The following is a 24125-nucleotide window of genomic DNA, read 5'->3' on the forward strand; positions in this document are numbered from 1 at the left end:
TGCCCAAAGAGCAGAAGCACCTGTTGAAGTTGCGGGGAGAGTCACATTTTTAAGCAAATGCACAACTGGCATTAAACAGTGGTTGAAAGCACTGTCATATAACGCAGGCATAAAAAAGGCACGCCGGAGCGTGCCTTACAGAGGAGTCGTGCTGAAGGATTACTGTGCCAGCAGGTAAATCGAGGTGTCGCCACGCTGAATGTCCAGCGCCAGAACGTTTGGTTTGGTGTCGAGAATTTTACGCAGCTCACCCAGGTTTGTGACTTTCTGCTGGTTCACGCCCAGGATCACGTCACCTTTTTTCAGGCCGATGCGCGCCGCGGTAGAACCGGCTTTAACTTCATCCACTTTCACACCTTTCTGATCGCCGGCTGCACCGTTGCTCAGTTCAGCGCCTTCGATGCCGGTGTAAATATTGCCGGATTCGACTTTAGGCGTTTGCGTACTTTGCTCAATCGTGACGTCCACGTTCACTGGTTTGCCTTCGCGCAACAGGCCCAGCGTGACTTTGGTACCGATTGGCATAGTACCGATATCCGCACGGAACGAAGCGAAGCTACTGATTGGCTTGCCGTTCATGCTCAGGATCACGTCACCGGCTTTGATGCCCGCTTTCTCTGCTGCAGATTTCGGCATGACCTGGCTGATGAATGCGCCGCGCTGTGCGTCCACTTTCATGGCTTTCGCCAGTTCAGAGTTCAGCTCAGTACCCATGATGCCCAGCTCGCCACGTTTCACCTGACCGAACTCGATCATCTGTTTTGACAGGTTTTTCACCATGTTACTTGGGATCGCAAAACCGATACCGATGTTGCCACCGTCCGGTGCCAGGATCGCTGTATTCAGACCAATCAGCTCGCCATTCAGGTTCACCAGCGCACCACCGGAGTTACCCCGGTTGATTGCCGCATCGGTCTGGATGAAGTTTTCGTAGTTTTCGATATTCAGGCCAGAACGACCCAGCGCAGAAACGATACCGGAAGTCACGGTTTCGCCCAGACCATAAGGGTTACCAATTGCCACGGTGTAATCACCGACGCGCAGCTGTTCGGAGTCGGCCATTTTAATTGCCGTCAGGTTTTTCGCATTTTGCAGCTGAATAACCGCGATATCTGAACGTGGATCTTTACCGATCACTTTCGCGTCGAATTTACGGCCATCGTTCAGTTGCACGCTGATTTTACTTGCGTTATCAACCACATGGTTGTTGGTAACGACATACCCTTTGTCAGCATCAATAATGACGCCGGAACCCAGCGCGCGGAAATCTTCTTTCTGCTCAGGCGCAGGCTGACCATCTGGCCCCTGACCGCCCCCCTGACAAACAGGTGAACCCTGGAACGGAGAACCGTCCTGGCACAGCGGGGAGTTCTGGCCAAAGAATTGCTGGAACTGCTGGCCCATACGCGGTGTTTTCACCGGCGCGCTGCCTTCAACGTTCACACTCACCACGGATGGCATGACTTTTTCAAGCATCGGCGCCAGACTTGGTAGCTGTGTGGTGCTTGCAGATGAAGACGCTGTTTCAGCAGCCAGTGCAGAAGAAACCGGGGCCATTGCCATCCCGATGCTTAACGCTAATGCGCTGAGGAATAAACTCGATTTTTTCATTTTTCAGGATCTCTTAAAATTATTGTGGCAACCAAAATAGTCGCATTGCTTGGTAGTCGTGATACTGAGATGGTATTAATAGCGTGAAGTTCATCATGGTCGATCTGACAATGGTAAAAAAATATTGTCAGTATTTACAAATGGCGTTTTTTCAGACAGTTCCGTAAAGAAAATTAAAGAGAGTTCAATTTATCTTTTTAAACAAATTACTCAGCCGCCATGAGCCTTCTGTATTCGTCATACGCATAAAGGTCAGTCATCCCGCTGATATAGTCCTGAATCATTCTCGCCCGGTAATAAAACTCCTGCGCCGCATGTTCCCCTGACGGTAATCCTTCGAGAGCCGTGATCGCATTGTTGTAGGCCAGGCGGTGTTTGGCAGAAATCTTATGCAACAGGCGGGTTTCAATCGGATATTTCCGGTGCGTATCCTCCTGAACCAGCAAAGAAAAATCAGAAAGCGGCATATCAAGAAGCGGGCTGTAAATATCGAGTAATCCGCTGATCACCCGATAGCCCTGTAATTCCAGCTCTTCGACTTCGTGATGATTGAATACCTGTTTAAAGGCCACGTTTTTATAAATTTCTAACAAACGGTTAGCCTGACTGTCATCTTCGAGCAGAGCATGATTAAAAGTGCCCTGATAAATATCTTCTATATTATCAATGAAACGGCGGGCAGCGTGCGGTACCAGTTGCTTAACGGTCTGAACGCGCAATTCCATAAAGAAGTAATCGACCGGATTACGAAATGTTTTGGCTTTATCCATCTTCTCGTAAGCAGTACGAACCACTTTATCGAAGAAGTCGTTTTTCTCTATCTCGCCCCATTCGCGGCACAGGTAATTATAGAGCTGACCGACGCTGAAAATATTCTTCTCGACTGCATCCTCGAGATCCGCAATACAGTAAGAAATATCATCAGCCGCTTCCATAATGTAGGTGAGCGGAAAACGGTTGAACTCGCCCAGACTCAGTTCGCTGCGCAGGTCTTTAATAAAAGGCTCTTCTGCCAGATAAAAACCCGGTTTTTTCATCAGGTAATCATGCGAAGGCAGTTTGGTCATCGAATAGGCCGGGCGTGTATATTTCAAAATGCAGGCGGTCTGACTGTAAGTCAGATTAAGTTTCAGCAGGGTAAATACCAGCCGGATGGCCTGCGCGTTGCCTTCAAAATTGCACAGGTCATAGCGGATTTTGCTGCGCAGGCGGTTCAGTTCAACCTCACCTGCAGCCAGGCGCAAACTTGCCACCAGACAGGAATCGGTTTCCTGCGGTGTTTCGCCACAGCTGGCGGTATCCAACCTTTTGGCAAACCAGTTATTAATAGCCGATTCACCAAAATGCCCGAACGGCGGATTGCCGATATCGTGCATCAGGCAGGCCATTTCGACCACGCTTTCGAAAGGATCGGTAACTTCGTCAAGGCCATACGCTTCGAGCTTCCCCTGTCGGCGCAGACGGTGCAGAATTTCTTTGGCGATATGACGGCCAACCTGCTGAACTTCAAGGGAATGTGTCAGGCGGCTGCGGACAGCAGCATTTTTCTCAAGTGGAAAAACCTGCGTTTTTTGCTGCAAACGGCGGATGGCGGCGGAGTTAATAATGCGCCCCCGGTCGCTTTCAAACTGGCGAACCACGTCGTACGCATCACGCGCCTCAATCGGGGCGCTGAAAGGACGCTGAAAATTGAATTTCGCTTTAAAATCGATCCCGGACATGATTTCCCGCCTTTTCAGTGACTCACGCATCAAACCGATACGCTTGCAGCCTGATAATCCTGCATCCCAAACGCATTATCTCTTACCTTTAGCCATGATAGACTATCGCACATTGTTTTCGTGATTAAACCGTCAATTCCGCACAAGCTGCGGCTCAATCCAACCACATCTGCGAGTATTCATATGAAAGTAGGCATTATCGGTGCAATGGAGCAGGAAGTGACCCTGCTGCGCGACAAAATCATCAACCGTCAAACTATCGAACGCGCAGGCTGCGAAATCTATACCGGTCAGCTGCACGGCGTGGACGTGGCGCTGCTGAAATCAGGCATCGGTAAAGTGTCTGCGGCGATGGGCACCACCCTGTTGCTGGAACATTGCCATCCTGATGTGGTGATCAACACCGGTTCCGCGGGCGGGCTGGCGAAAACGCTGAAAGTGGGCGATATCGTTGTTTCCGATGAAGTGCGTTATCACGACGCTGACGTCACCGCCTTTGGTTATGAACCCGGCCAGATGGCCGGCTGTCCTGCCGCTTTCATTGCCGATCCGGAACTGATTACTCTGGCAGAAAACTGCATCCGTGAACTGAATTTAAACGCCGTCCGTGGTCTGGTGTGCAGCGGCGATGCCTTTATTAATGGTGCTGCGCCGCTGGCCCGTATCCGCGCAACCTTCCCGAGCGTCGCGGCTGTAGAAATGGAAGCGGCGGCCATCGGTCACGTTTGCCATCTGTTTGAAACGCCGTTCGTTGTCGTTCGCGCCATTTCGGACGTGGCAGACGGTGAATCTCACCTGAGCTTTGAAGAATTCCTGGTCGTTGCCGCACAGCAATCAACCCTGATGGTTGATGCGATGCTGAAAGCACTGGCAGCTTCAGAAGAGTGATAGTCCGCCGGTTTTGTCTCATGCTCAGCTGCCTGTGGTTGCCTCTGACGGCCACAGCCGCACCGGCGCAACGGGTTGTCAGTCTGGCACCCAATCTGACAGAACTGGCGTACGCGGCCGGTCTCGGCGATCGTTTAGTCGGAGTTAGTGCTTACTCCGATTATCCGCCGCAGGCCAGCAAGCTTGAACAGGTGGCGAACTGGCAGGGGATTAACGTCGAACGTATCGTGACGCTGAAACCCGATCTGGTGCTCGCGTGGCGTGGCGGAAATCCTCAGCGTCCGCTGGATCAGCTGATGTCTCTGGGCATCAAAGTGATTTATCTTGATCCGCAAAACGCAGATCAGGTGGCTCAGGCGCTGGAACAACTCGCCCCTTACAGCCCTTCGCCCGCCAGCGCGCACAATGCCGCCAAATCATTTCGTCAGCAATGGCAGGCGCTTAAGCTCAAATATCACCGCCAGACGCCGGTTCCGGCGTTTATTCAGTTCGGCACACAGCCATTATTTACGGCCGCCGCCGCCACGATACAAAGCGAAGTGCTGGAAGCCTGCGGAGCAAAAAACATTTTTGCCGACAGCCGTGTCCCGTGGCCTCAGGTCAGCCGGGAACAGGTTTTAACCCGTCATCCACAGGTTATTGTTATCTCAGGCGGAAAATCGCAAAAACAGGTCATTGAAGATTACTGGCATTCGCTGCTCACAGCGCAGGTCATCGCGCTGGATCCGGACTGGTTCAGCCGTGCGGGGCCGCGTATTTTGCTGGCGGCACAACAACTCTGTCCTCAGCTGGCAGCATTGCCTCAAAGGTGAATACTTACTAACATCAACAACCGTGAGTCTTTCCCTCTCTGTGGCACTTTTCTGAATTGTACTTTTATTAACCAAAATCAATAACTGAATGCTGTCATCTGGTAATATCCCTGGCGTAAAATCTTCGCTGCAAAGTACTTCCCCGCTTTTGCATTATCTCTTTGTTATACCTCGTTGTTATGCAACGAAATATAAAACGACTGGCGTGTGGGTAAAAAAGAAACGTCAGAGAAAAGCGTGATTTCAATCCGGATCATAAGAATTCCGGATTAAAGGCTTCGAAAACTTTACCGATAACTTTTTCAGCTTGGGCTGAATTTTTATTACACCAGCAGGATAAAATTTAATGAAAGCTTTATTACTCAGCGTGTTACTCGCTGTGAGCCCGCTATTTGCCGTCGCTGGCATGGTCAGTGGCAACATCAACGTCAGCCTGACCATTTTGCCAAGTTGCAAAGTTGATGCAGCGCACAGCGGCACGTCCGTCACCTGCGCCAGCCGGACGATGATGCAACCGCACATCAGCGAAATGATGCTCACCGCCGTGCCTGGGATAAGCATAGATTCAAAGCTGGTGACCGTTGAATGGTAACCCCCTTGTGAATGCTTACTTACCTGACTGCCCAGCTATCTTCGCTGTTTTAGGCATAAAAAAGCCCGTGTGCATCAGCAAACGGGCTTTTTCTTTAAGACGGGTGATTAAATACTAAATGAAGAACCGCAACCACACGTAGTTTTTGCGTTAGGGTTGGTCACGACAAAGCGCGAACCTTCCAGACCTTCAGTGTAATCCACGGAACCACCGACCAGATATTGCAGGCTCATCGGGTCAACGACCAGCGCCACACCGGCTTTCTCGATGGTCATATCACCGTCGTTTATTTTATCGTCGAAGGTAAAACCGTACTGGAATCCGCTGCAACCGCCACCGGTGATATAAACACGCAGCTTCAGGTTTGGATTTTCTTCATCCGAAATAAGGTTCTGAACCTTACGTGCCGCGGCCTCAGTAAACTGTAACGGCAACGCGGCTGTGTCATTCATCAATGCTTCGCTCATAATCTCTCACTCCCAATCCGCATTTGTTCAGGCCGCCGGATTGACTGTCTGAATAATGTACTCATTATCTAATACCTGAAATTATGGTTCAAGTATGGGCATTTTTTGTTGCGCTGTCCTGCTTATTGGTGCCTTCTGCGTCGGGTTCTGCCTGCGCTTTCTCTGCATTTTCACGTTCCTGCCTCTGCAAGGTGCGGGTCAGGATCGCGGAATACAAGGGTTTGCCGCCCAAAAACTGTGCCAACAGGGTCGCGCCAAGGCAGGTAATGATCATCGGTAAAATAAGCTGATAGTTATCGGTCATTTCCAGCACCAGCACAATACCAGTGAGCGGAGCGCGGACACTGGCGGCAAACAGCGCCCCCATTCCGGCTATCGCAAAAGTGGCAGGCTGGATCCCATACTGAGGGAACCACGTCAGCGCGGCGGTACCAAATGCCGTGCCCAGCAGCGTGCCGAGCGCCAGCATCGGGGCGAAAATTCCCCCAGGCGCGCCGGAAGCAAAGCACAAAAGTGTGGTGACGACGCGGACAAGAAAGATCGCCAGCAACATCAGCAGGCTGTATTTCCCTGCCGCCGCCAGTGGGATAAGTGCAAAGCCGCCACCGGTGGCTTCCTGATGAATCAATCCGAGCAGACCACAAAAGCCCCCCAGCATCCCGCCGATAATAAGAATGTTACGCAGATTACCGCCATGAACGCGGGCAAACATGTCCTGCGTGCGGAAAATCAGGGCGTTAAACGTTACGCCGACCACGCCAAAAACCATCCCCAGCACCAGATACAACCACAGCGTATTCAGCGGGGCGCTGGCAAGCTTGCCCACTTCAATCACTGCGCCGTCGCCGTTAAAAATACGGAAAACGATGCTCGACATAATTACGCCGATAAACACCGCTTTTATCGAGATCAGGCTGTAGCGAAATTGCAGACGCATTTCTTCAAGGATAAACAAAATGCCTGCCAGCGGGGCGTTAAAGGCTGCAGAAAGCCCGGCAGCCGCACCGGTCGCCAGCAGCGAATGGCGCGCTTCTGCACTGCGAAGCCGGAAAATATCGTACATCATCTTCCCGACATTGGCGCCCATCTGTACGGTCGGTCCTTCCCTGCCCAGCACCATGCCCGCGCCAAGCGTGCCCAGACCGCCAAAAAATTTCACCGGGATCACCCGCCACCATCGGACAGGACGCATCTCTTCCAGCGCCCCTTCGATTTCCGGGATCCCCGAACCGCCCGCTTCCGGCGCGAATTTGCGTACCAGATAATAGCCAAACATGGCCATCACGGCCGAGATAACAAAGGTCAGCGGCCACAGCAGGATCCAGTAATCACTGAAAATCCCGAGGCTCGAAAGACGCAGTGCCATCACCAGATTCACCGCTTTCTCAAAAGCCACGCCAAGCAAACCGGCGACGGTACCCACCAGCGCGGCCATGATCAAAATCGTTACCGGTGTTTTATCCCGGCGCAGCAAAAGGCGCAGCGCCTCGCTGCGTTTGCGGGGTCCGCGGACGTGCACGCTCTCTAAATTCTCAGTCTCAGGTTCATTCATATCGGAAAGGGAAATACAGGCATGGTTGTAGAAGATTGATGGATTTAATCATACAAATTGCCTGCCTGACAGGATCTGCAACAAAAAGCAGCACGGTTTACGGTTTTATAACGCCGCCCAGTTCACTAGAATGGGCGCATCAAAAATTTCTCTACCCAGAACCCAGCAATTTCAGGAGTTGAATAATGAGTAAGTCAGAAAGTCTGTTCGCGCAGGCGCAAGCGCTAATCCCGGGCGGTGTTAACTCGCCGGTACGTGCCTTCTCCGGCGTTGGCGGCGTGCCATTATTCATCGCGCGTGCTGATGGCGCTTTCCTGTTTGATGCCGATGGCAAAGCCTATATCGACTATGTCGGTTCATGGGGCCCGATGGTGCTGGGCCATAACAATGCTGAAATTCGCAGCGCGGTGATTGAAGCCGCAGAACGCGGTCTGAGCTTCGGCGCACCGACCGAAATGGAAGTCAAAATGGCCGAACTGGTCACCGGTCTGGTGCCAAGCATGGACATGGTGCGCATGGTGAACTCCGGTACCGAAGCGACCATGAGCGCCATTCGTCTGGCGCGCGGTTTCACGCATCGCGATAAAATCGTCAAATTCGAAGGCTGCTATCACGGCCACGCCGACTGCCTGCTGGTGAAAGCCGGTTCCGGTGCGCTGACTCTCGGCCAGCCAAACTCTCCGGGTGTTCCGGCTGACTTCGCCAAACACACGCTGACCTGCACCTATAACGATCTCGATTCAGTACGTGCTGCGTTCGAACAATTCCCTGATGATATTGCCTGTATCATCGTTGAGCCGGTCGCGGGCAACATGAATTGTATCCCGCCACTGCCGGAATTCCTGCCGGGTCTGCGTAAAATTTGTGACGAGTTTGGCGCACTGCTGATTATCGACGAAGTGATGACGGGTTTTCGCGTCGCGCTGGGCGGTGCTCAGGAGTATTACGATGTGATGCCTGATCTGACCTGCCTGGGTAAAATCATCGGCGGCGGTATGCCGGTGGGCGCATTTGGTGGTCGTCGCGACGTGATGGAAGCGCTGGCACCGACCGGCCCGGTTTATCAGGCGGGTACGCTTTCCGGCAACCCGATTGCGATGGCAGCAGGTATCGCCTGTCTGACTCAGGTAGCACAACCGGGCGTGCATCAGACCCTGACCGAGCGCACCACACAGCTGGCCGAAGGCTTACTGGATGCGGCGCAGGAAGAAAATATTCCGTTCGTGGTGAACCATGTCGGCGGAATGTTCGGCCTGTTCTTCACCGATGCCGAAACCGTGACCTGCTATCAGGATGTGATGAAGTGCGACGTTGAGCGCTTTAAGAAGTTCTTCCATCTGATGCTCGAAGAAGGCGTTTATCTGGCCCCTTCCGCGTTCGAAGCAGGCTTTATGTCTCTGGCTCATACCCAGGAAGACATCCAGCGCACCATCGACGCTGCCCGCCGCTGTTTCGCTAAGCTTTAAAAATATTTGCTCCTCCCCTCCGAAGGGGAGGAGCAAAAGCCAAAATCACCTGGTCGGCTGCTTGTTTTGGCTTTTGCCCTCGTTTCTATTTCGCCTGCTTTCTCAGCAGATAGATAAAGTACGGCGCGCCGATAAATGTGGCGAGCAAACCAGCCGGGATCTGGCTCGGGAAGATAATCATTCGCCCGCACCAGTCGGCAAATACCATCAGCAAACCGCCGAGAATACTGGCGACCATCCACTGCGGAACCGCACGACGAAAGCCCATCATGCGTGCCATATGCGGTGCCATCAGCCCGACAAAGCTCAGCGGCCCGATGGTCAGCGTCGCGGCAGCCGTCATCACTGCTGCCAGCAATAAAATCGCCATGCGTGTTGGTGTCAGTGCAATACCTACCGATTTAGCCGTCACGCTGCCCAGCGGCAAAATATTAATCCAGCGACGACAGAATGGCACAATCACCATCAGCACGGCCGCAATAATCAACGTCCGCCACGCCGCTTCTGCGGAAACAGAATATGTGGAGCCGGAAAGCCAGGTCAGCAAACCGCCCATACGCGGATCACCGCTCGCCAGCAGCAGTGACATCAGCGTGGTGAATGCGGTACTCAGCGCGATACCAGTCAGCAGCATACGTTCGGCGGAAAAACTGCGCAGCCCCGATGCCATCATAATCACCAGCAACGTCAGCGCCGCACCAAGACTCCCCGCCGGTAGCAGCCACGCAAAGGCATCCCCCGGCACGATAAACATCATCACGACCACGCCGGTCGCCGCGCCCGAGCTTATGCCCAGCACTTCCGGACTCGCCATCGCGTTACCGGTGAGTTTCTGGATAAGCACGCCGGAAGACGCCAGCATAATGCCCGCCGCCAGCGCCGCCAGCACGCGCGGCAAACGCCACGGCAGCAGCGCCTGTAAATCAGCGCCTGTTGACCAGCTCCAGCCTGTCGCGTTACGTCCGGCCATCAGCGCGATAACCAGACCAATAAACAGTACCGCCAGCGCCAGCGCGACCCAGCGCACCAGATGATGACGCTCAGCGGGCACTTTATCGCCCTGATCCATCGGCGGCGGCGTCATGTTGTTGCGAAGACGCGGCAGCAGCCACAGCAGCAACGGTGCACCCACCAGCGCGGTTGCTGCTCCGGTCGGAATTTCCATCCAGAATGTGGTGATGTACTGCATCACCTGATCGGTGAACCACAGCAATAAGGCGCCAATCAGCGGTGCCATGATTAGCCGTGAAGGTAAACGTCGCGCTCCGAGCATTTTCGCCAGAAGCGGGGCGAACAGTCCGATAAAGCCGACGATACCGACCGCGTTAACCAGCTGTGCACTCATCAGAATGGCCAGGGTCAGCACCGCCAGACGTGCAGCAGAAAGCCCGAGGCCGAGGTTTTTGGCCACGCCGTCGTCAAGCCCCAGAAGCGTCATCGGACGTTGCAACAGAAACGCCAGCAGCCAGACAATAATCACGCGCGGCAACAGGAAACCGGCGACATCCCAGTCCTGCTGCGTCAGCGAACCGCTGCTCCACATATACAGGCTTTGCAGGCTCTGATAATTGAAGATGCCGATCAGACCGTTTACCGCACCGCAATACAAACCGAGCACCAGACCGGCCAGGATCAGCGTGACCGGCGACATGCGTTTGCCCCACGCAATCCCGAATACCAGCGCACCAATCACTACCGCGCCGATCATCGCGGCAAACTGCTGGGTGATCATCCCGCCCGGCAGTGCCCACAACGTTGCGACCGTCAGGCCAAGTTGCGCGCCAGCCGAAACGCCGAGCGTCGCAGGTTCAGCCAGCGGATTACGCAGCACCTGCTGGAACAGTAAACCGACCAGCCCGAGCCCGGCGCCGGCGAGCAACGCCACGGCGATGCGCGGCAGCGAGCTGTAATGGAAAAGCATCTGCTGCACATTGTCGATGTCCGGCTGCCACAGTGCGCCGCGCCATTGTGCGTAAGGCAATTGCTGATGCAGGTTGTAAATACTGAGCGCGCCCGCAGCCAGCGCCAGAAAAATCAGAAGCGTCAGCGAAACGCTGAGCGAACGGCGGTTCATACCGGTTTCCTCAGTGTGCTGGTTAAAATATTGCAGAAGTGCATCGCGCTGAAGGTTGCGCCGTAGTACCAGACGGCAGGGATAACGGTGAACTGATTCGCACGCACGAAAGGCATAGATTTCCACAGCGGCGTTTTTACGACGGCCTTCATGATGCTGGCGCTGTCATGGTCGAAACACAACACGCGGGCATTTTTGATGCTTGCCAGCCGTTCAACACCGACGGAAACGCTGCCCCAGAAACTGCCTTCGCCCTGCCAGGCGTTGGTCAGCCCGACATCGTTCATCACTTCATGCAGCATACTGCCCTGACCAAACACCAGAACATGGCGCGGATCGATGAATGTAATCAGCAACATTGGCTGCTGTGCCACCGGTTTCAGCTGTTCGCGGGTTCTGGCTAAGGTGTCCTGATAGCGCTGTAAATGCAGCTCTGCGCGGTCTTGTAAACCCAGCGTATCTGCCAGTTTATGCAACGAGCGGATCGCCAGATCTAAGGGCTTCGCAGAACCGTCATTAGCTTTGACACTCAGCACCGGCGCGATAGTTTCCAGCTGAGCGGTCGCAGGGCCGTAACCCTGTGTCAGCAGAACCAGCGACGGTTTCAGTTGCTGGATAAGCTCCATATTGGGCTCGGTGCGCTGACCAACGTCAATCACTCCGGGCGCCAGCGGCGGTTCCCCTACCCATATGTTGTAATTACGGATATCCGCAATCGCCAGCGGCATTACGCCGAGTGCGATCAGAAGTTCAGCGGGAAGCCATTCGAGGGCAATAATTCGGCTGAGATCGGGACGGGACGCAGAAAGCGCGGGCAACGATGTCAGCAACGGGGAAAGCGCCATCATCTGCAAAATGCGACGGCGCGTTATCCCGGAAAATAGTGAAATATCAGACATATCAGTATACGAAACTCACCGGTGCGCCACCCGCAGGATGCGGCAAAATGCCCATCGGAATGCCATAAATTTGTTCGAGCACGTCACCGCGCATCATTTTTTCAGGTTCGCCCTGAGCAATCATCTCGCCGCCGCGCAGCGCCATCAGCTGGTCGCAATAACGAGCTGCCATATTCAGGTCGTGCAGAACCGCAATCACGGTTAAGCCTTTTTCGCGGCTCAGACGCTGGATCAATGCCAGTACGTCTTTCTGGTGCGCAATATCGAGCGCAGAAGTTGGTTCATCAAGCAGCAGGCAGCGGCTGTCCTGCGCCACCATCATTGCCAGCCAGGCACGCTGACGCTCGCCACCGGACAGGCTGTCAACCAGACGATGAGCGAAAGGATTGAGACCCACCAGCGAAATCGCTTCTTCAACTTTTTCTTTATCGTGATGTTTGAAACGCCCGAGCGCGCCGTGCCACGGGTAGCGGCCAATCGCCACCAGTTCTTGTACGGTCATGCCTTCAGCCGCCGGAAGTTGCTGCGGCAGATACGCTACCTGCCGCGCAAAGGCTTTGCTGTCCCACTGCGCCAGCGACGTTTCATTGAGGTAAATCGTTCCGGATGTCGCCGCCTGATGGCGTCCCAGCATTTTTAACAACGTCGATTTCCCCGAACCATTGTGACCAATCAGCCCGCACACTTTTCCTTGCGGGAAAGTCAGCGACAATGGCGCCAGCAACGTACGTCCCGGCACGGTAAAGCTGAGATCTTGCAGGCGGAATATGCTGTCCGGCAGCGGGGAAGAAGGATGTACGTTGTTATCAGGCATAAGATTTTCTACGTCGACATCTGGTTGATAATAGGAAACGGGCACGACCAGCGTGCCCGGAGTTTAGTGCTTGTGACGCGTATCAGAAACGGAATGTGGCTGTTGCAACAACCTGACGATCTGAACCCCAGTAACAGGCGTAATCGCGGTAGCAACTGGCAACATATTCGCGATCCAACAAGTTGTTGATGTTCACACCCACGGAAGAACCCGGCAGGCCGAAGCGGCCCAAATCGTATTTAACTGTGGCATCAACCAGCGTGTATGAGGAGACATTGAAAGCGTCATTCTCTTTGTCTGCATTCACGCCGTTCGCCGTGTAGAAACTGGAACTGGCACCGACATAACGCACACCGGAACCGATGGTCAGGCCGCTAAGTGCCGTTTCGTGGAAGGTGTAATCAGCCCACAGGGACGCCATGTTTGCCGGCACTTCAACAGGACGCTTGCCTTCGAAATTGGTGTCATGCGTGTATTTCGCATCGGTGTAGGTGTAAGACGCCGTGATGTTGATGTTGGCGTTAACTGCGGCTTTAGCTTCGAGTTCGACACCGCGTGAACGGATTTCACCAGACTGAACGCTGAAGTTGGCATCAGACGGGTTGGCCGTCAGGTTTTTATCTTTCGTGAGCTGGTATACCGCTGCCGTCACGCTGATCGGACGATCGTTCGGGATGTATTTGATCCCGGCTTCGTACTGTTTACCCATTGAAGGATCGAACGGTTTGCCTTCTTTGCTGGCACCTGCGGTCGGTTCAAAGGATTCGCTGTAGCTAAAGTACGGGGAAATACCATTGTCAAACAGGTAGTTCAGACCACCACGCCAGGTGAACTGCTCGTCATTAATCTGCGATGCGCTGTTGGTGGTACGCGTAAAGGTTGAGCTTTTCGCAAAGTCGTAACGGCCACCAAGGGTCAGGATCCACTGATTCCATTCCGCCTGATCCTGCACGTACAGACCCGTTTGTTCCTGCCGATTGAGGATCTTATACGGGAAGTACAGGGAAACGTTGCCGTTACCGTATTGCGGATTGGCCAGATTCAGATTACTTGCGCTGCCGTAGTCCGCGTCAATGTCGTTACGCATACGCATGTAATCGACGCCTGCCAGTACGGTGTGATCGACATCGCCGGTACCAAATTTGGCCTGAGCCTGCGTATCAACATCAAAGTTCGCCAGCTTCTCTTTGGACTGAACATAGCTGCGGGTGATATTGCCGTTACCGAGATAACCGAAGCCGTAAACAGATTTATATTCGGTATCCAGTTTGGTGTAACGCAGGTTCTGGCGCACCGTCCAGGTATCATCAAATTGGTGCGCGAAGCTGTAACCGACCATTTTCTGGTTGCGGGACATGCGGTTGCCCGCTTCACCTTCGTTGAAATCTGTCGGCAGTTTATGCGCTTTACCGTTGGCGTCGTAATAAGGCACCACGGTACCTTCACGAGGTAACCAGCCGTAGTAACCTGCATCCGGATCGTTCTGGAAATTGCTCAGGAAGGTAAAGTCTGTTTTATCATCAGGACGCCAAGAGAAAGACGGCGCAATCGAATAGCGTTTCTCTTTCGCCATTTCCTGCTGCGCATCCTGACTGCGTGCCACGCCGGTCAGACGGTAGGAATACACGCCGGCATCGTCGATAGCATCGCTGAAATCAAAACCGGTCTGATACAGATTGTCTGTACCCATTTTGAACTGCACTTCTTTGAGCGGTTCATTGGTCGGGCGCTTGCTGACCATGCTGACCACGCCGCCGGGGTTGCTCTTGCCGTACAGAACGGATGATGGCCCGCGCAGCACTTCAACGCGCTCAAGCATGTACGGATCCATCGACACTTCAGAATAATTGTCGCCCTGAAGTTTGATGCCGTCCAGATACTGGTTGGTGTTAACAGAAGTGAAACCACGGATTGCCATGGCGTCGATAGTGTTAGAGCTGCCACGGCTGGCGAAGACACCCGGGGTATAACCCAGAGCTTCTTTCACGGTCACAGGCTGCTTCATGTCCATTTCTTCGCGGGTAACCACAGAAACAGATTGTGGTGTTTTCACGAGTGGCGTGTCGGTTTTCGTACCGGTTGCGCTATGTTTTGCCGCGATAGTCGCCGCCGGGCCCCACGCAGATTCCTGTGGTGCATCACTTGCAGATGAAGCCGTTACATTAATCGTATCTTCTTTCGCAGGCGCGGTAGTTGCTGCACCGGCATAAAACGCGGAAGACCCCAGTGCTGCGGTAATGGTTAAAGCTAACGTCCGACGCTTAAATGCGCCTTTTGGGACAGAAATTGAAAGCGAGCGTTGAGAAGCCATTGCATTATCTCTGGAGTGGTAATGGGAATGTAAACGATAATTATTATTATGACCGTCGCATATTATGCGCAATGCTTGCCCGTCTGCAACACTAATTAACACATAGATTGGCTGAATGAATAAAAAATATCCCTATGTTAAATATGGGTAAAAACGCCTATAAATTAAACGGGGATCAATGTGACGGGTTTGCGGAAAATGTGAACCTGCTCGGGTTAATTTGAGTTAAGAATAACAAATAAAAAGGGCACGATTTTCATCGCACCCTTTAATGTTTCTGAAATCAACAATTTGTTACTGGCCGGAACCGAACATATCCTTGATCCAACCCGCCACGCCATTGCTGTCTTTCTTCTCATCCTGAGATTGTGGCTGTTGCTGCTGCCCGGATTGCTGCTGTTGTTGTTGCTGTTGCTGCTGGATCTGTTGCTGCTGTTGCTGAACTGCGGTCACAGAAGCCTGACACATCGCATCCGGTGAATCGGTCCAGACCGGAATGGAGCGCGTTGCGCCACCGCCGCCCAGCATTCCGCCGCTGTTGTTGCCACAGACAAAGTTACCGCTGCCATCAATGTTCATCGTGCTGATGCCTTCCGGCATTTGCAGATCCAGCGGCTGCGGTGTGCCGTTCTCCAGATAGCGTCCGTACAGTACCAGCGCACCGGTTGAACCCCACAGTTTGGACGGGCCGTTGTTATCGCGGCCAACCCAGGTGATCGCCACCTGATTGCCGTCGATACCTGCAAACCAGCTGTCGCGCAGTTCGTTCGAGGTCCCGGTTTTCGCTGCCAGATGCAGTTTCGGGAACTTGTTCGCCAGCGCGCGTGAAGTGCCTTCCTGCACAACCTGTTGCATCGCATACAGCGTCAGATACGCCGCCTGTGACGGGATCACACGAACCGCCTGCGGGAAGCTCTGATAAAGCACCGTGCCGTCTTCCGCAATCACCGAACGCACCGCAGACAGTGGCGCTTTGTTACCGCCGCTGGCAATGGTCTGGTATTCCTGCGCCACTTCCATCGGCGTCAGTGCAATCGCACCAAGCAACATTGAAGGCGTCTGATTCAGAGATTCTTTCGGGATCCCTAAATTAATCAGCGTTTGGGTGATGTTATCCAGCCCTACCGCCATACCCAGATTTACCGTCGGGACGTTCATGGAACGCGCCAGCGCATCTACCAGCAGAACCTGACCACGGAACTGGTGGTCATCGTTTTTCGGTGACCACGTCTGACCGTTCGCCAGTTTCAGAGTCAGCGGCTGATCGGCCAGAATGGTGTTCAGACGGTATTTATCCGGCTGAGAAAGTGCAGTCAGATAGGTGGCCGGTTTAGCCAGAGAACCGACCTGACGGCGTGCCTGCATTGCACGGTTAAAGCCTGCGAACTGCGTTTCCGCGCCACCGACCATCGCGCGCACTTCGCCGGTATAACGATCCACAATGACCATCGCAGTTTCGATGTCATTCAGGCCGCTTTTCTTACGCAGTAACGGAATGCCTTCTTCCACCGCTTTTTCCGCCGCATCCTGAGAAATAGGATCCAGCGTGGTGAAGATTTTCACCCCGGACATGTCCTGAACTTTATCGCCCAGTTTTGCCTGAAGTTCCTGACGTACCATCTGCATAAAAGCAGGCTGAGGCGAAATCACGCCGCCTTTCGGCTGCACGCCAAGCGGACGCGCGCTCAGCATGTCATACAGTTCCTGATCGATAACTTTTTGATCAACCAGTAAACGCAGCACCAGATTACGGCGCTGTAACGCCATTTGCGGGTTACGCCATGGGTTATACAGCGACGCACCTTTCACCATGCCGACCAGCAATGCCTGCTGATCCAGACTCAGTTCATTCACCGGGCGACCAAAGTAATACAGGCTCGCCAGCGGGAAACCGCGGATCTGATCAGAACCGCTCTGGCCGAGATACACTTCGTTCAGATACAGCTCGAGAATGCGGTCTTTGCTGTAATCCGCGTCCAGCAGGATAGCCATCACGGCTTCACGCGCTTTACGGCTCAGGGAACGTTCGTTGGTCAGGAACAGGTTTTTCACCAGCTGCTGAGTCAGTGTTGAACCGCCCTGCACCGCATGACCGGCAGTCAGGTTAGCCAGCACCGCACGACCAATCGAATAGAAGTTGATGCCGTCGTGTTCATAGAAATGGCGGTCTTCTGTCGCCAGCAAGGTATCGACCAGCAAATCCGGGAAGCCGGCACGCGGCACGAACAGACGCTGTTCACCGTTGGCGTTAGACGCCTGCAACATCGTGATCAGACGCGGATCGAGGCGGAAAAGCCCGAAGTCATGCTGATTATCCAGATTCTTAATTTCTGACAGGCTGCTGCCGTCAAACATCAGACGGGCATTTACCTGCCCTTCTTTACCTTCCGGGAAATCAAACGGACGGCGCAGCAAATCGATATAATTCGCATGCACCGTAAACTCGCCCGGACGGGTGATACGCGTCACTTCTCGATATTGCGTGCCTTCCAGCAATCCGACCATTTCTGCTTTGCTGATCGACATATCCGGCTCAAGATTCACCTGACGACCGTACACCGCCGCAGGCAACTGCCAGACTTTGCCGCCGTCAATGCGGTCATGGATTTGCCTGTTAAGGTAAAACGCATAAATTCCGAGCAGAATAAGAAAAACGATGAACAGTTTGACTAACAGCCAGAAAATACGGCGCTTCAGGCTCTTTTTCCCACCTTTTTTGGCTTTACGCGGCGGTGCTTTACGGCTCATGCGAGATCCCTGTTCTTCTTCGTACTCATCGTCATCCTCATACTCGTCATCGATTTCTTCTTCGTAATCATCGTAGTCGTCGTCCCGGCGGCTACGGCGAACGGGACGAGCCCGCGCAGGCTTACGCCCGGCAGGTTTACCTTTACGGCCAATCGGCTCGCGATCATCGCCAGACATCAGTCAATCTCCCAACGTGCTGCTGTGTTCGTCATAATGATTCTGCTTAGCTGAGTCATTTTCATTTTTGATTTCATAAAGATAGTTTCAATGGCCTGAAATCCAGGCCGCAAGGCGCTTACTCTGTGCCCCGCTTAAGTTTTCGCCCACAGGAAATGTCTGAAAAACCGGCCCTTTCATGCACAATTTTTAAAGGTTCAGACAGACATCAGGACGCGTGTTTTTTCGTCCGGCGCGTAGGCAGCGCCTCCGCCGGATTGTCCGGCCACGGATGTTTCGGGTATCGCCCTTTCATTTCCTTCTGCACTTCGCGGTACGATCCCTGCCAGAAAGCGGCCAGATCGGCAGTTATCTGCAACGGACGCTGTGCCGGTGACAATAATTCCAGCACCACGGCAACGCGGCCTTCCGCCAGTTGCGGGCTGCGCTGCTCGCCAAACATCTCCTGCATCCGCACCGAAAGTGCCGGTGGCTGGTCTGCATGATAACGGATTGGCAGACGACTGCCAGTCGGCACGGTGTAATGTGTCGGTAATGCACTGTCAAGACGCTGTCGTTGCTGCCAGTCCAGCAGCTTTAATAAGGCGTCATGCAAATCAACCTGTTGCAGCGATTTTAACGAGCGGACGCCCTGTAAAGAAGGCTGCAACCAGCGTTCGAGACCATCAAGTAAAGCCTGGTCATCCACCGCAGGCCAGTCGGCTTCCGGCAGCCATTTAGCCGCGCAGAGAAGCCGCGTGCGCAGTTGTTCTGCCGCCACCGACCAGTTCAGCGCCTGCAAACCCTGCGTGCGGATCCAGTCGATCAGCGCCTGTTGTAGTTCATCATCATCCGGCTTAGCCAGCGGATTGGCTTTGAGCACCAGCCGGCCAATCTGCCAGCGTCGCCACGCGCGTAGCGTGCCTTTTTCTTCATCCCACTCCACGGCGGTCTGCTCTTTCACTACGTCAGGCAGCTGCGAAGGCAGTTGCGTAATGTCCAGCGAGACAGCCAGCAAAATGCGCGCGTCCGGGCTGTGGTTGCCCTGCAATAACTGTGGCGCAACCAGCCACGGCGCACGGGTCAGTCCGTCATCCTGTGGCAAAGACGCGCCCAGTCCGTTGGCCAGCAGATAGCGGCCCTCTTCGCCACGACGCTGCGCAATACGGTCGCTGAAGGCGCGGGCCAGCAGCCACGGTGCAAGGGAAGCATCCGGCTCACCGTTTTTCGCACCACTGCGCTGCGCCAGCTGTTTTGCCCGCCGCTGCCAGTTGCTCTGCGGGCGGCTGAACCAGTAATCAATATCAGGCAATCCCCCGCGTGGCGGTTCTTCGAGCATTGCCGCCAGTAATGCCGCGGTTGCCAGTGCATTCGGACTTTGAGTTGCGGCTGCAATCAGCATCGCCGCCAGCCGCGGCTCGCAGCCCAGCTGCGCCATACGCTGCCCGGCGGCGGTGAGTTTGCCCTGCGCATCGGTGGCGCCGAGCTGTTGTAACAGATTTTTGGCGGCAGATAATGCGGCGGCGGGCGGCGTGTCCAGCCACTGAAGCTGCGCCGGATCCTGGCAACCCCATTGCAGCAACTCCAGCCAGAAACTGCTCAGATCGCTTTGCAGAATTTCCGCTTCTGCCTGCGCACTGGCGCGTTCGGCCTGCTCTTTGCTGAACAGATGCCAGCACATTCCCGGCTCCAGACGTCCCGCACGTCCTGCGCGCTGGGTCATAGACGCCTGACTGATGCGCTGCGTCACCAGCCGCGTCAGGCCGCTGCGCGGATCAAACTGCGCGCTGCGTTCCAGACCGCTGTCGACCACCAGGCGGATGCCTTCGATGGTCAGACTGGTTTCAGCAATATTGGTCGCCAGCACCACTTTACGGCGTCCGGCAGGCGAAGGCTGAATGGCTTTTTGCTGTTGTTCCAGCGACAGCGCGCCGAATAAAGGGCAGAGATCGACATCGTCCGCCAGCCTGCCGCTCAGCTGATTTTGTACGCGGGTGATTTCAGAGACGCCCGGCAAAAACAGCAGCATCGAGCCGTGATTTTCGCCCATCAGGCGGCTGACCACCCGCGCCACGCCTTCGTCGAGCCGTTCGTGGGTCGCAAGGGAAAGATACTGTCTGTCGACCGGAAAACTGCGGCCAGCGGATTCAATGACCGGCGCATCAGGTAATAAAGATGACAGGCGAAGATTGTCGAGCGTCGCCGACATAATCAGGATTTTTAAATCATCGCGCAGTGCAGTCTGCACATCGAGTAACAGCGCCAGCGCCAGATCGGCCTGCAAACTGCGCTCATGGAATTCATCGAGAATGACCATCGACACGCCAGTCAGTTCAGGATCCGCCTGCACCATGCGGGTCAGAATGCCTTCGGTCACTACTTCGAGACGGGTCGCCGGGCTGGTTTTACTTTCAGCGCGCATACGGTAACCCACGGTCTGACCCGGCGTTTCACCCAGTTGTTGCGCCAGACGGAAGGCGACGTTTTTGGCCGCCAGACGCCGCGGTTCCAGCAGCAGAATTTTGCCCGGCAAATTGGCCTGTTTGAGCAACTGCAACGGCAGCCAGGTCGATTTACCCGCACCGGTCGGGGCGAGCAAAAGCACCTGCGGAGCCAGTTGCAGTGCGGCTAATAGCGGTTCAAGTACAGCGCTGACCGGCAAAGAAGGCAATGAATTCACCATGAGAGTTAACTTTAAACGGCGGGCATTGTAGCATTTAGCCCCACATCCGGCATGTTGCCGTGATTTGTCTGCTCAGGAATCACTATGTCTGCCGAACGCCGCCTGTTTTTCGCCTTATCCCTGCCTGCAAAATTGCAGAAGCAGGTGATTAAGTGGCGTGCGGACCATTTTCCGGCTGAAACGGGTCGCCCCGTCGCGGCGGCAAATCTGCATATTACGTTGGCGTTTCTCGGTGAGATAAGCGAGCTGAAAGCCGAGGCGTTGACCCGCGTTGCCGGGCGCATTCAGGCCAAAAAATTCAGCCTGACACTGGATGACATCGGCCACTGGCCGGGCTCCGGCGTGGTGTGGATTGGCACAAAGCGCGCGCCGAATGCCTTGTTGCAGCTGGCTTCGGTGTTACGTTCGCACGCTGCCCGCAACGGCTGCCATCAAAGCACCCTGCCGTTTCACCCGCATGTGACTTTATACCGCAATGCCACGCGTCCTGTGGCTATCCCGCCCGCCACCCCGGAATGGATGCTGGAAGCCACAGAATTCAGTTTGTACGAATCCCTGTATGAAAAAGGGCGCACCCGTTATCGCTGTCTGCAAACCTGGCCACTGGCTGACGCACCGGCAACTTAACTTTACTGCTCACACAAAACTCTACATCACACGGAAACTGTCATGCACTTCGAGCCTGCGCTTCAACCCGCCACTTTGATCAAACGTTACAAACGTTTTCTTGCGGACGTGATTACGCCCGAAGGCACGGAACTGACCCTGCACTGCGCCAATACAGGCGCGATGACAGGATGCGCCACGCCGGGCGATACCGTCTGGTATTCCACATCAGATAACGTTAAACGCAAGTATGCACATAGCTGGGAACTGACCGAAACACAGCAAAATCACTGGATCTGTGTCAATACACTGCGGGCCAATCAACTGGTGCGTGAAGCAATTATGGAACAGCGCATACCGGAATTATCCGGTTACAGTAAACTGACTTCAGAAGTAAAATACGGCACCGAAAATAGCCGTATAGACTTGATGTTACAGGCAGAAAATCAACCTGACTGCTATATTGAAGTGAAATCTGTCACGCTGTTGCAGGAGGGGTTGGGATACTTCCCCGATGCAGTCACATTGCGCGGTCAAAAGCATTTGCGCGAATTACAGTTGATGGCAGAACAGGGGCAGCGAGCGGTACTTTTCTTCGCTGTTTTACATTCAGGTATTGAAAGCGTGTCCGCTGCACACCATATTGATCCCCGTTACACCCAATTGCTAACGCAGGTTCAGAAAAACGGTGTAGAAGTGATGTGCTACGGTGCCGCACTTTCTGCTGAGGGTATCCGCCTCACAGAACGATTACCGCTGGTTACGAAATCACTAAACGGATAAACCCAGTTCGGATAACCCTGTTATTAGCCGTCGGCGGCATAAAAAACAGGTCGCGAATACGCTTTTCCTCACAGCCTTGTCAAGCACCTGCGAGGAATAATTGCCAACTTCGTTGCCTTCTGTTATTTATAGCGGCCTGATTTTTTCCCCCGTTGGGGATCGAAATGTTCGAAGCCGGCAGGTTGCAGTTTTGCTGTGGCGTAAAAAGCGGATGAACATAGTGCGTGTTATGTAGGAGAAGCATCATGCAAGAAGGCCAAACCCGTAAGACGTCGTCCTTGAGCATTCTCGCTATCGCTGGGGTGCAGCCGTATCAAGAGAAGCCGGGCGAAGAGTACATGAACGACGCTCAGCTGGCTCACTTCAAAAAGATTCTTGAAGCATGGCGCAATCAGCTCAGGGATGAAGTAGATCGTACCGTTTCACACATGCAGGAAGAGGCAGCTAACTTCCCTGACCCGGCTGACCGGGCGACACAGGAAGAAGAGTTCAGCCTTGAACTGCGTAACCGTGACCGCGAACGTAAGCTGATTAAAAAGATTGAAAAAACACTGAAAAAAGTGGAAGACCAGGATTTCGGATATTGCGATTCCTGTGGCGTTGAGATTGGCATTCGCCGTCTTGAAGCCCGTCCGACCGCTGATTTGTGTATCGACTGTAAGACTCTGGCAGAAATCCGCGAAAAGCAGATGGCTGGCTAAGTTTCGGGTCCCACGCGGTGCGTCATGCACCGCGTTCCCTTTAAGCGCAGTACCCCATTTTTATGCCGCAAGAACAACACTATACAGGCCGTTTCGCCCCCTCACCTTCCGGTGACCTTCATTTTGGTTCGCTGATTGCCGCGCTTGGCAGCTATCTTCACGCCCGTTCGCAAAACGGACGGTGGTTAGTGCGCATCGACGATATCGATCCGCCGCGTGAAATCCCCGGTTCCGCCGACCGTATTCTGGCCACGCTCGAACGTTACGGTCTGGAATGGGATGGCGAAGTCGTCTGGCAGTCAAAACGCCACGACGCCTATCGCGCCGCGCTGGACTGGCTGTATCAGCAGCAAAAAAGCTATTACTGCACCTGCACGCGTCAGCGCATTTCGCAAACCGGCGGAACCTATGACGGCCATTGCCGTGATTTAAATTTAGGGGCAGAAAACGCCGCTATCCGCCTGCGCCAGACGCTGCCGGTGTACGGTTTTGATGATGATTTTCAGGGGCATTTGCAGGCCAGTACGAAACTGGCTGAAGAAGATTTTATTATCCGCCGCCGTGATGGTCTTTTTGCCTATAATCTGGCGGTGGTGGTGGATGACCATTTTCAGGGGGTAAATCACATCGTGCGTGGCGCGGATCTGATTGAGCCGACCGTGCGCCAGATTTCACTTTACCGGCAATTAGGTTATCCGCAGCCCGGATATCTGCATTTACCGCTGGCGCTCAATGAAAATGGCGATAAGCTTTCCAAGCAAAATCACGCGCCCGCGCTGCCGGAAGGCGATCCCCGTCCGGTTATCATTAACGCACTGAAATTTTTAGGCCAAAGGCTGCCGGAAAACTGGCAGGATTACACTTTGCCTTTATTATTACGCTGGGCGACAACACATTGGACGACGGCTGATATCCCGCATCAGGGCGCTAATGCTGCGCAGATGTGACATCGGCATTCTCAAAGCGGCTACTGTGAGCTATGATTAGCCGCTGTTTTTGCGTCACGCCAATTTTTTCAGTCACTATCGAGGTGTACCATTTTTACCCGAGTAGCCAATTTTTGCCGTAAGGTGCTAGTTCGTGAAGATAAAGTCGTTCGTGAAGAAAAGGCTGTTCATGACGAAGCCGCGCTTCATGGAGAATCTAATCGCGAGGAAAATTCCCGTCGTGATCCGCCTCCTGTGGCCGAAGGCAATGTGAAGGCAAAAAGTCCTGAACGTCGTGACAACGAGCAACGCCGT

At 54.0% G+C, this 24125-nt stretch carries 18 protein-coding genes; 8 read left to right on the top strand and 10 right to left on the bottom strand.

Features of this window, described 5'->3' with window-relative positions; genetic code table 11:
• Positions 1–159 precede the first annotated feature (159 nt).
• A complete protein-coding gene (degP, locus tag J1784_RS25560; RefSeq protein ID WP_217151507.1) occupies positions 160–1611 on the bottom strand; it encodes a serine endoprotease DegP in 1452 nt (483 codons plus the stop codon).
• Positions 1612–1817: 206 nt separating this feature from the next.
• Positions 1818–3332 (bottom strand): dGTPase, encoded by a 1515-nt coding sequence (gene dgt, locus J1784_RS25565; RefSeq protein ID WP_217151508.1) that lies wholly within the window; start codon positions 3330–3332, stop codon positions 1818–1820.
• A 183-nt stretch (positions 3333–3515) separates the two neighbouring features.
• Here dgt and mtnN point away from each other — a divergent pair, with 183 nt between their 5' ends.
• From mtnN to J1784_RS25580, 3 genes are all read left to right on the top strand, one after another.
• Entirely contained in the window at positions 3516–4220 is a 705-nt protein-coding gene (mtnN, locus tag J1784_RS25570; RefSeq protein ID WP_217151509.1) for a 5'-methylthioadenosine/S-adenosylhomocysteine nucleosidase, read from the top strand.
• Between the two features lie 20 nt (positions 4221–4240).
• Entirely contained in the window at positions 4241–5032 is a 792-nt protein-coding gene (gene btuF, locus J1784_RS25575) for a vitamin B12 ABC transporter substrate-binding protein BtuF (RefSeq protein ID WP_217151510.1), read from the top strand.
• Between the two features lie 346 nt (positions 5033–5378).
• Positions 5379–5624, top strand: a complete 246-nt coding sequence (locus tag J1784_RS25580; protein WP_217151511.1) for a hypothetical protein — start codon at positions 5379–5381, stop codon at positions 5622–5624.
• Positions 5625–5731: 107 nt separating this feature from the next.
• Here the strand turns inward: J1784_RS25580 and erpA are convergent, their stop codons facing one another.
• Positions 5732–6076, bottom strand: coding sequence for an iron-sulfur cluster insertion protein ErpA (erpA, locus tag J1784_RS25585; RefSeq protein ID WP_147243261.1), 345 nt, complete (start codon positions 6074–6076; stop codon positions 5732–5734).
• Positions 6077–6179: 103 nt separating this feature from the next.
• Positions 6180–7643, bottom strand: coding sequence for a H(+)/Cl(-) exchange transporter ClcA (clcA, locus tag J1784_RS25590; protein ID WP_217151512.1), 1464 nt, complete (start codon positions 7641–7643; stop codon positions 6180–6182).
• A 185-nt stretch (positions 7644–7828) separates the two neighbouring features.
• Here clcA and hemL point away from each other — a divergent pair, with 185 nt between their 5' ends.
• Positions 7829–9109, top strand: coding sequence for a glutamate-1-semialdehyde 2,1-aminomutase (gene hemL, locus J1784_RS25595; RefSeq protein WP_217151513.1), 1281 nt, complete (start codon positions 7829–7831; stop codon positions 9107–9109).
• Between the two features lie 85 nt (positions 9110–9194).
• Here hemL and fhuB read toward each other — a convergent pair whose 3' ends face one another.
• The 6 genes from fhuB to hrpB all read right to left on the bottom strand — a co-directional run bounded on the left by fhuB (position 9195) and on the right by hrpB (position 20782).
• The gene (fhuB, locus tag J1784_RS25600; RefSeq protein ID WP_217151514.1) at positions 9195–11183 is read right to left on the bottom strand and encodes a Fe(3+)-hydroxamate ABC transporter permease FhuB; all 1989 of its coding nucleotides are present in this window, start codon (positions 11181–11183) and stop codon (positions 9195–9197) included.
• Positions 11180–12082: a Fe(3+)-hydroxamate ABC transporter substrate-binding protein FhuD gene (gene fhuD / locus J1784_RS25605; protein ID WP_217151515.1), complete on the bottom strand. Its 903-nt coding sequence runs from the start codon at positions 12080–12082 to the stop codon at positions 11180–11182. Before fhuD ends, fhuB begins: the two co-directional genes overlap by 4 nt.
• A 1-nt stretch (position 12083) precedes the next feature.
• A complete protein-coding gene (gene fhuC / locus J1784_RS25610; RefSeq protein ID WP_217151516.1) occupies positions 12084–12896 on the bottom strand; it encodes a Fe3+-hydroxamate ABC transporter ATP-binding protein FhuC in 813 nt (270 codons plus the stop codon).
• Between the two features lie 82 nt (positions 12897–12978).
• Positions 12979–15207 (bottom strand): ferrichrome porin FhuA, encoded by a 2229-nt coding sequence (gene fhuA / locus J1784_RS25615; RefSeq protein WP_217151517.1) that lies wholly within the window; start codon positions 15205–15207, stop codon positions 12979–12981.
• A gap of 294 nt (positions 15208–15501) precedes the next feature.
• Entirely contained in the window at positions 15502–18132 is a 2631-nt protein-coding gene (mrcB, locus tag J1784_RS25620) for a bifunctional glycosyl transferase/transpeptidase (protein WP_217151518.1), read from the bottom strand.
• Positions 18133–18340: 208 nt separating this feature from the next.
• Positions 18341–20782 carry an ATP-dependent helicase HrpB gene (hrpB, locus tag J1784_RS25625; protein WP_217151642.1) on the bottom strand — a complete coding sequence of 814 codons (2442 nt, stop codon included), beginning with the start codon at positions 20780–20782 and terminating at the stop codon, positions 18341–18343.
• A gap of 96 nt (positions 20783–20878) precedes the next feature.
• Here hrpB and thpR point away from each other — a divergent pair, with 96 nt between their 5' ends.
• The 4 genes from thpR to gluQRS all read left to right on the top strand — a co-directional run bounded on the left by thpR (position 20879) and on the right by gluQRS (position 23831).
• Complete coding sequence (thpR, locus tag J1784_RS25630; protein ID WP_217151519.1) at positions 20879–21421, top strand: RNA 2',3'-cyclic phosphodiesterase; 543 nt, start codon at positions 20879–20881, stop codon at positions 21419–21421.
• 42 nt (positions 21422–21463) lie between these two features.
• Positions 21464–22183 carry a DNA/RNA nuclease SfsA gene (gene sfsA / locus J1784_RS25635; RefSeq protein WP_217151520.1) on the top strand — a complete coding sequence of 240 codons (720 nt, stop codon included), beginning with the start codon at positions 21464–21466 and terminating at the stop codon, positions 22181–22183.
• Positions 22184–22428: 245 nt separating this feature from the next.
• Positions 22429–22884: an RNA polymerase-binding protein DksA gene (gene dksA, locus J1784_RS25640; protein ID WP_112287808.1), complete on the top strand. Its 456-nt coding sequence runs from the start codon at positions 22429–22431 to the stop codon at positions 22882–22884.
• 62 nt (positions 22885–22946) lie between these two features.
• Positions 22947–23831, top strand: a complete 885-nt coding sequence (gluQRS, locus tag J1784_RS25645) for a tRNA glutamyl-Q(34) synthetase GluQRS (protein ID WP_217151521.1) — start codon at positions 22947–22949, stop codon at positions 23829–23831.
• Positions 23832–24125 lie beyond the last annotated feature (294 nt).

It is taken from the genome of Rahnella ecdela (assembly GCF_019049625.1).
Classification (GTDB): Bacteria; Pseudomonadota; Gammaproteobacteria; order Enterobacterales; family Enterobacteriaceae; genus Rahnella; species Rahnella ecdela.

Coding starts and splice junctions, on each gene's coding strand:
- degP (WP_217151507.1), bottom strand. CDS start 1,611: ATGAAAAAATCGAGTTTATTCCTCAGCGCATTAGCGTTAAGCATCGGG.
- dgt (WP_217151508.1), bottom strand. CDS start 3,332: ATGTCCGGGATCGATTTTAAAGCGAAATTCAATTTTCAGCGTCCTTTC.
- mtnN (WP_217151509.1), top strand. CDS start 3,516: ATGAAAGTAGGCATTATCGGTGCAATGGAGCAGGAAGTGACCCTGCTG.
- btuF (WP_217151510.1), top strand. CDS start 4,241: ATGCTCAGCTGCCTGTGGTTGCCTCTGACGGCCACAGCCGCACCGGCG.
- J1784_RS25580 (WP_217151511.1), top strand. CDS start 5,379: ATGAAAGCTTTATTACTCAGCGTGTTACTCGCTGTGAGCCCGCTATTT.
- erpA (WP_147243261.1), bottom strand. CDS start 6,076: ATGAATGACACAGCCGCGTTGCCGTTACAGTTTACTGAGGCCGCGGCA.
- clcA (WP_217151512.1), bottom strand. CDS start 7,643: ATGAATGAACCTGAGACTGAGAATTTAGAGAGCGTGCACGTCCGCGGA.
- hemL (WP_217151513.1), top strand. CDS start 7,829: ATGAGTAAGTCAGAAAGTCTGTTCGCGCAGGCGCAAGCGCTAATCCCG.
- fhuB (WP_217151514.1), bottom strand. CDS start 11,183: ATGAACCGCCGTTCGCTCAGCGTTTCGCTGACGCTTCTGATTTTTCTG.
- fhuD (WP_217151515.1), bottom strand. CDS start 12,082: ATGTCTGATATTTCACTATTTTCCGGGATAACGCGCCGTCGCATTTTG.
- fhuC (WP_217151516.1), bottom strand. CDS start 12,896: ATGCCTGATAACAACGTACATCCTTCTTCCCCGCTGCCGGACAGCATA.
- fhuA (WP_217151517.1), bottom strand. CDS start 15,207: ATGGCTTCTCAACGCTCGCTTTCAATTTCTGTCCCAAAAGGCGCATTT.
- mrcB (WP_217151518.1), bottom strand. CDS start 18,132: ATGTCTGGCGATGATCGCGAGCCGATTGGCCGTAAAGGTAAACCTGCC.
- thpR (WP_217151519.1), top strand. CDS start 20,879: ATGTCTGCCGAACGCCGCCTGTTTTTCGCCTTATCCCTGCCTGCAAAA.
- sfsA (WP_217151520.1), top strand. CDS start 21,464: ATGCACTTCGAGCCTGCGCTTCAACCCGCCACTTTGATCAAACGTTAC.
- dksA (WP_112287808.1), top strand. CDS start 22,429: ATGCAAGAAGGCCAAACCCGTAAGACGTCGTCCTTGAGCATTCTCGCT.
- gluQRS (WP_217151521.1), top strand. CDS start 22,947: ATGCCGCAAGAACAACACTATACAGGCCGTTTCGCCCCCTCACCTTCC.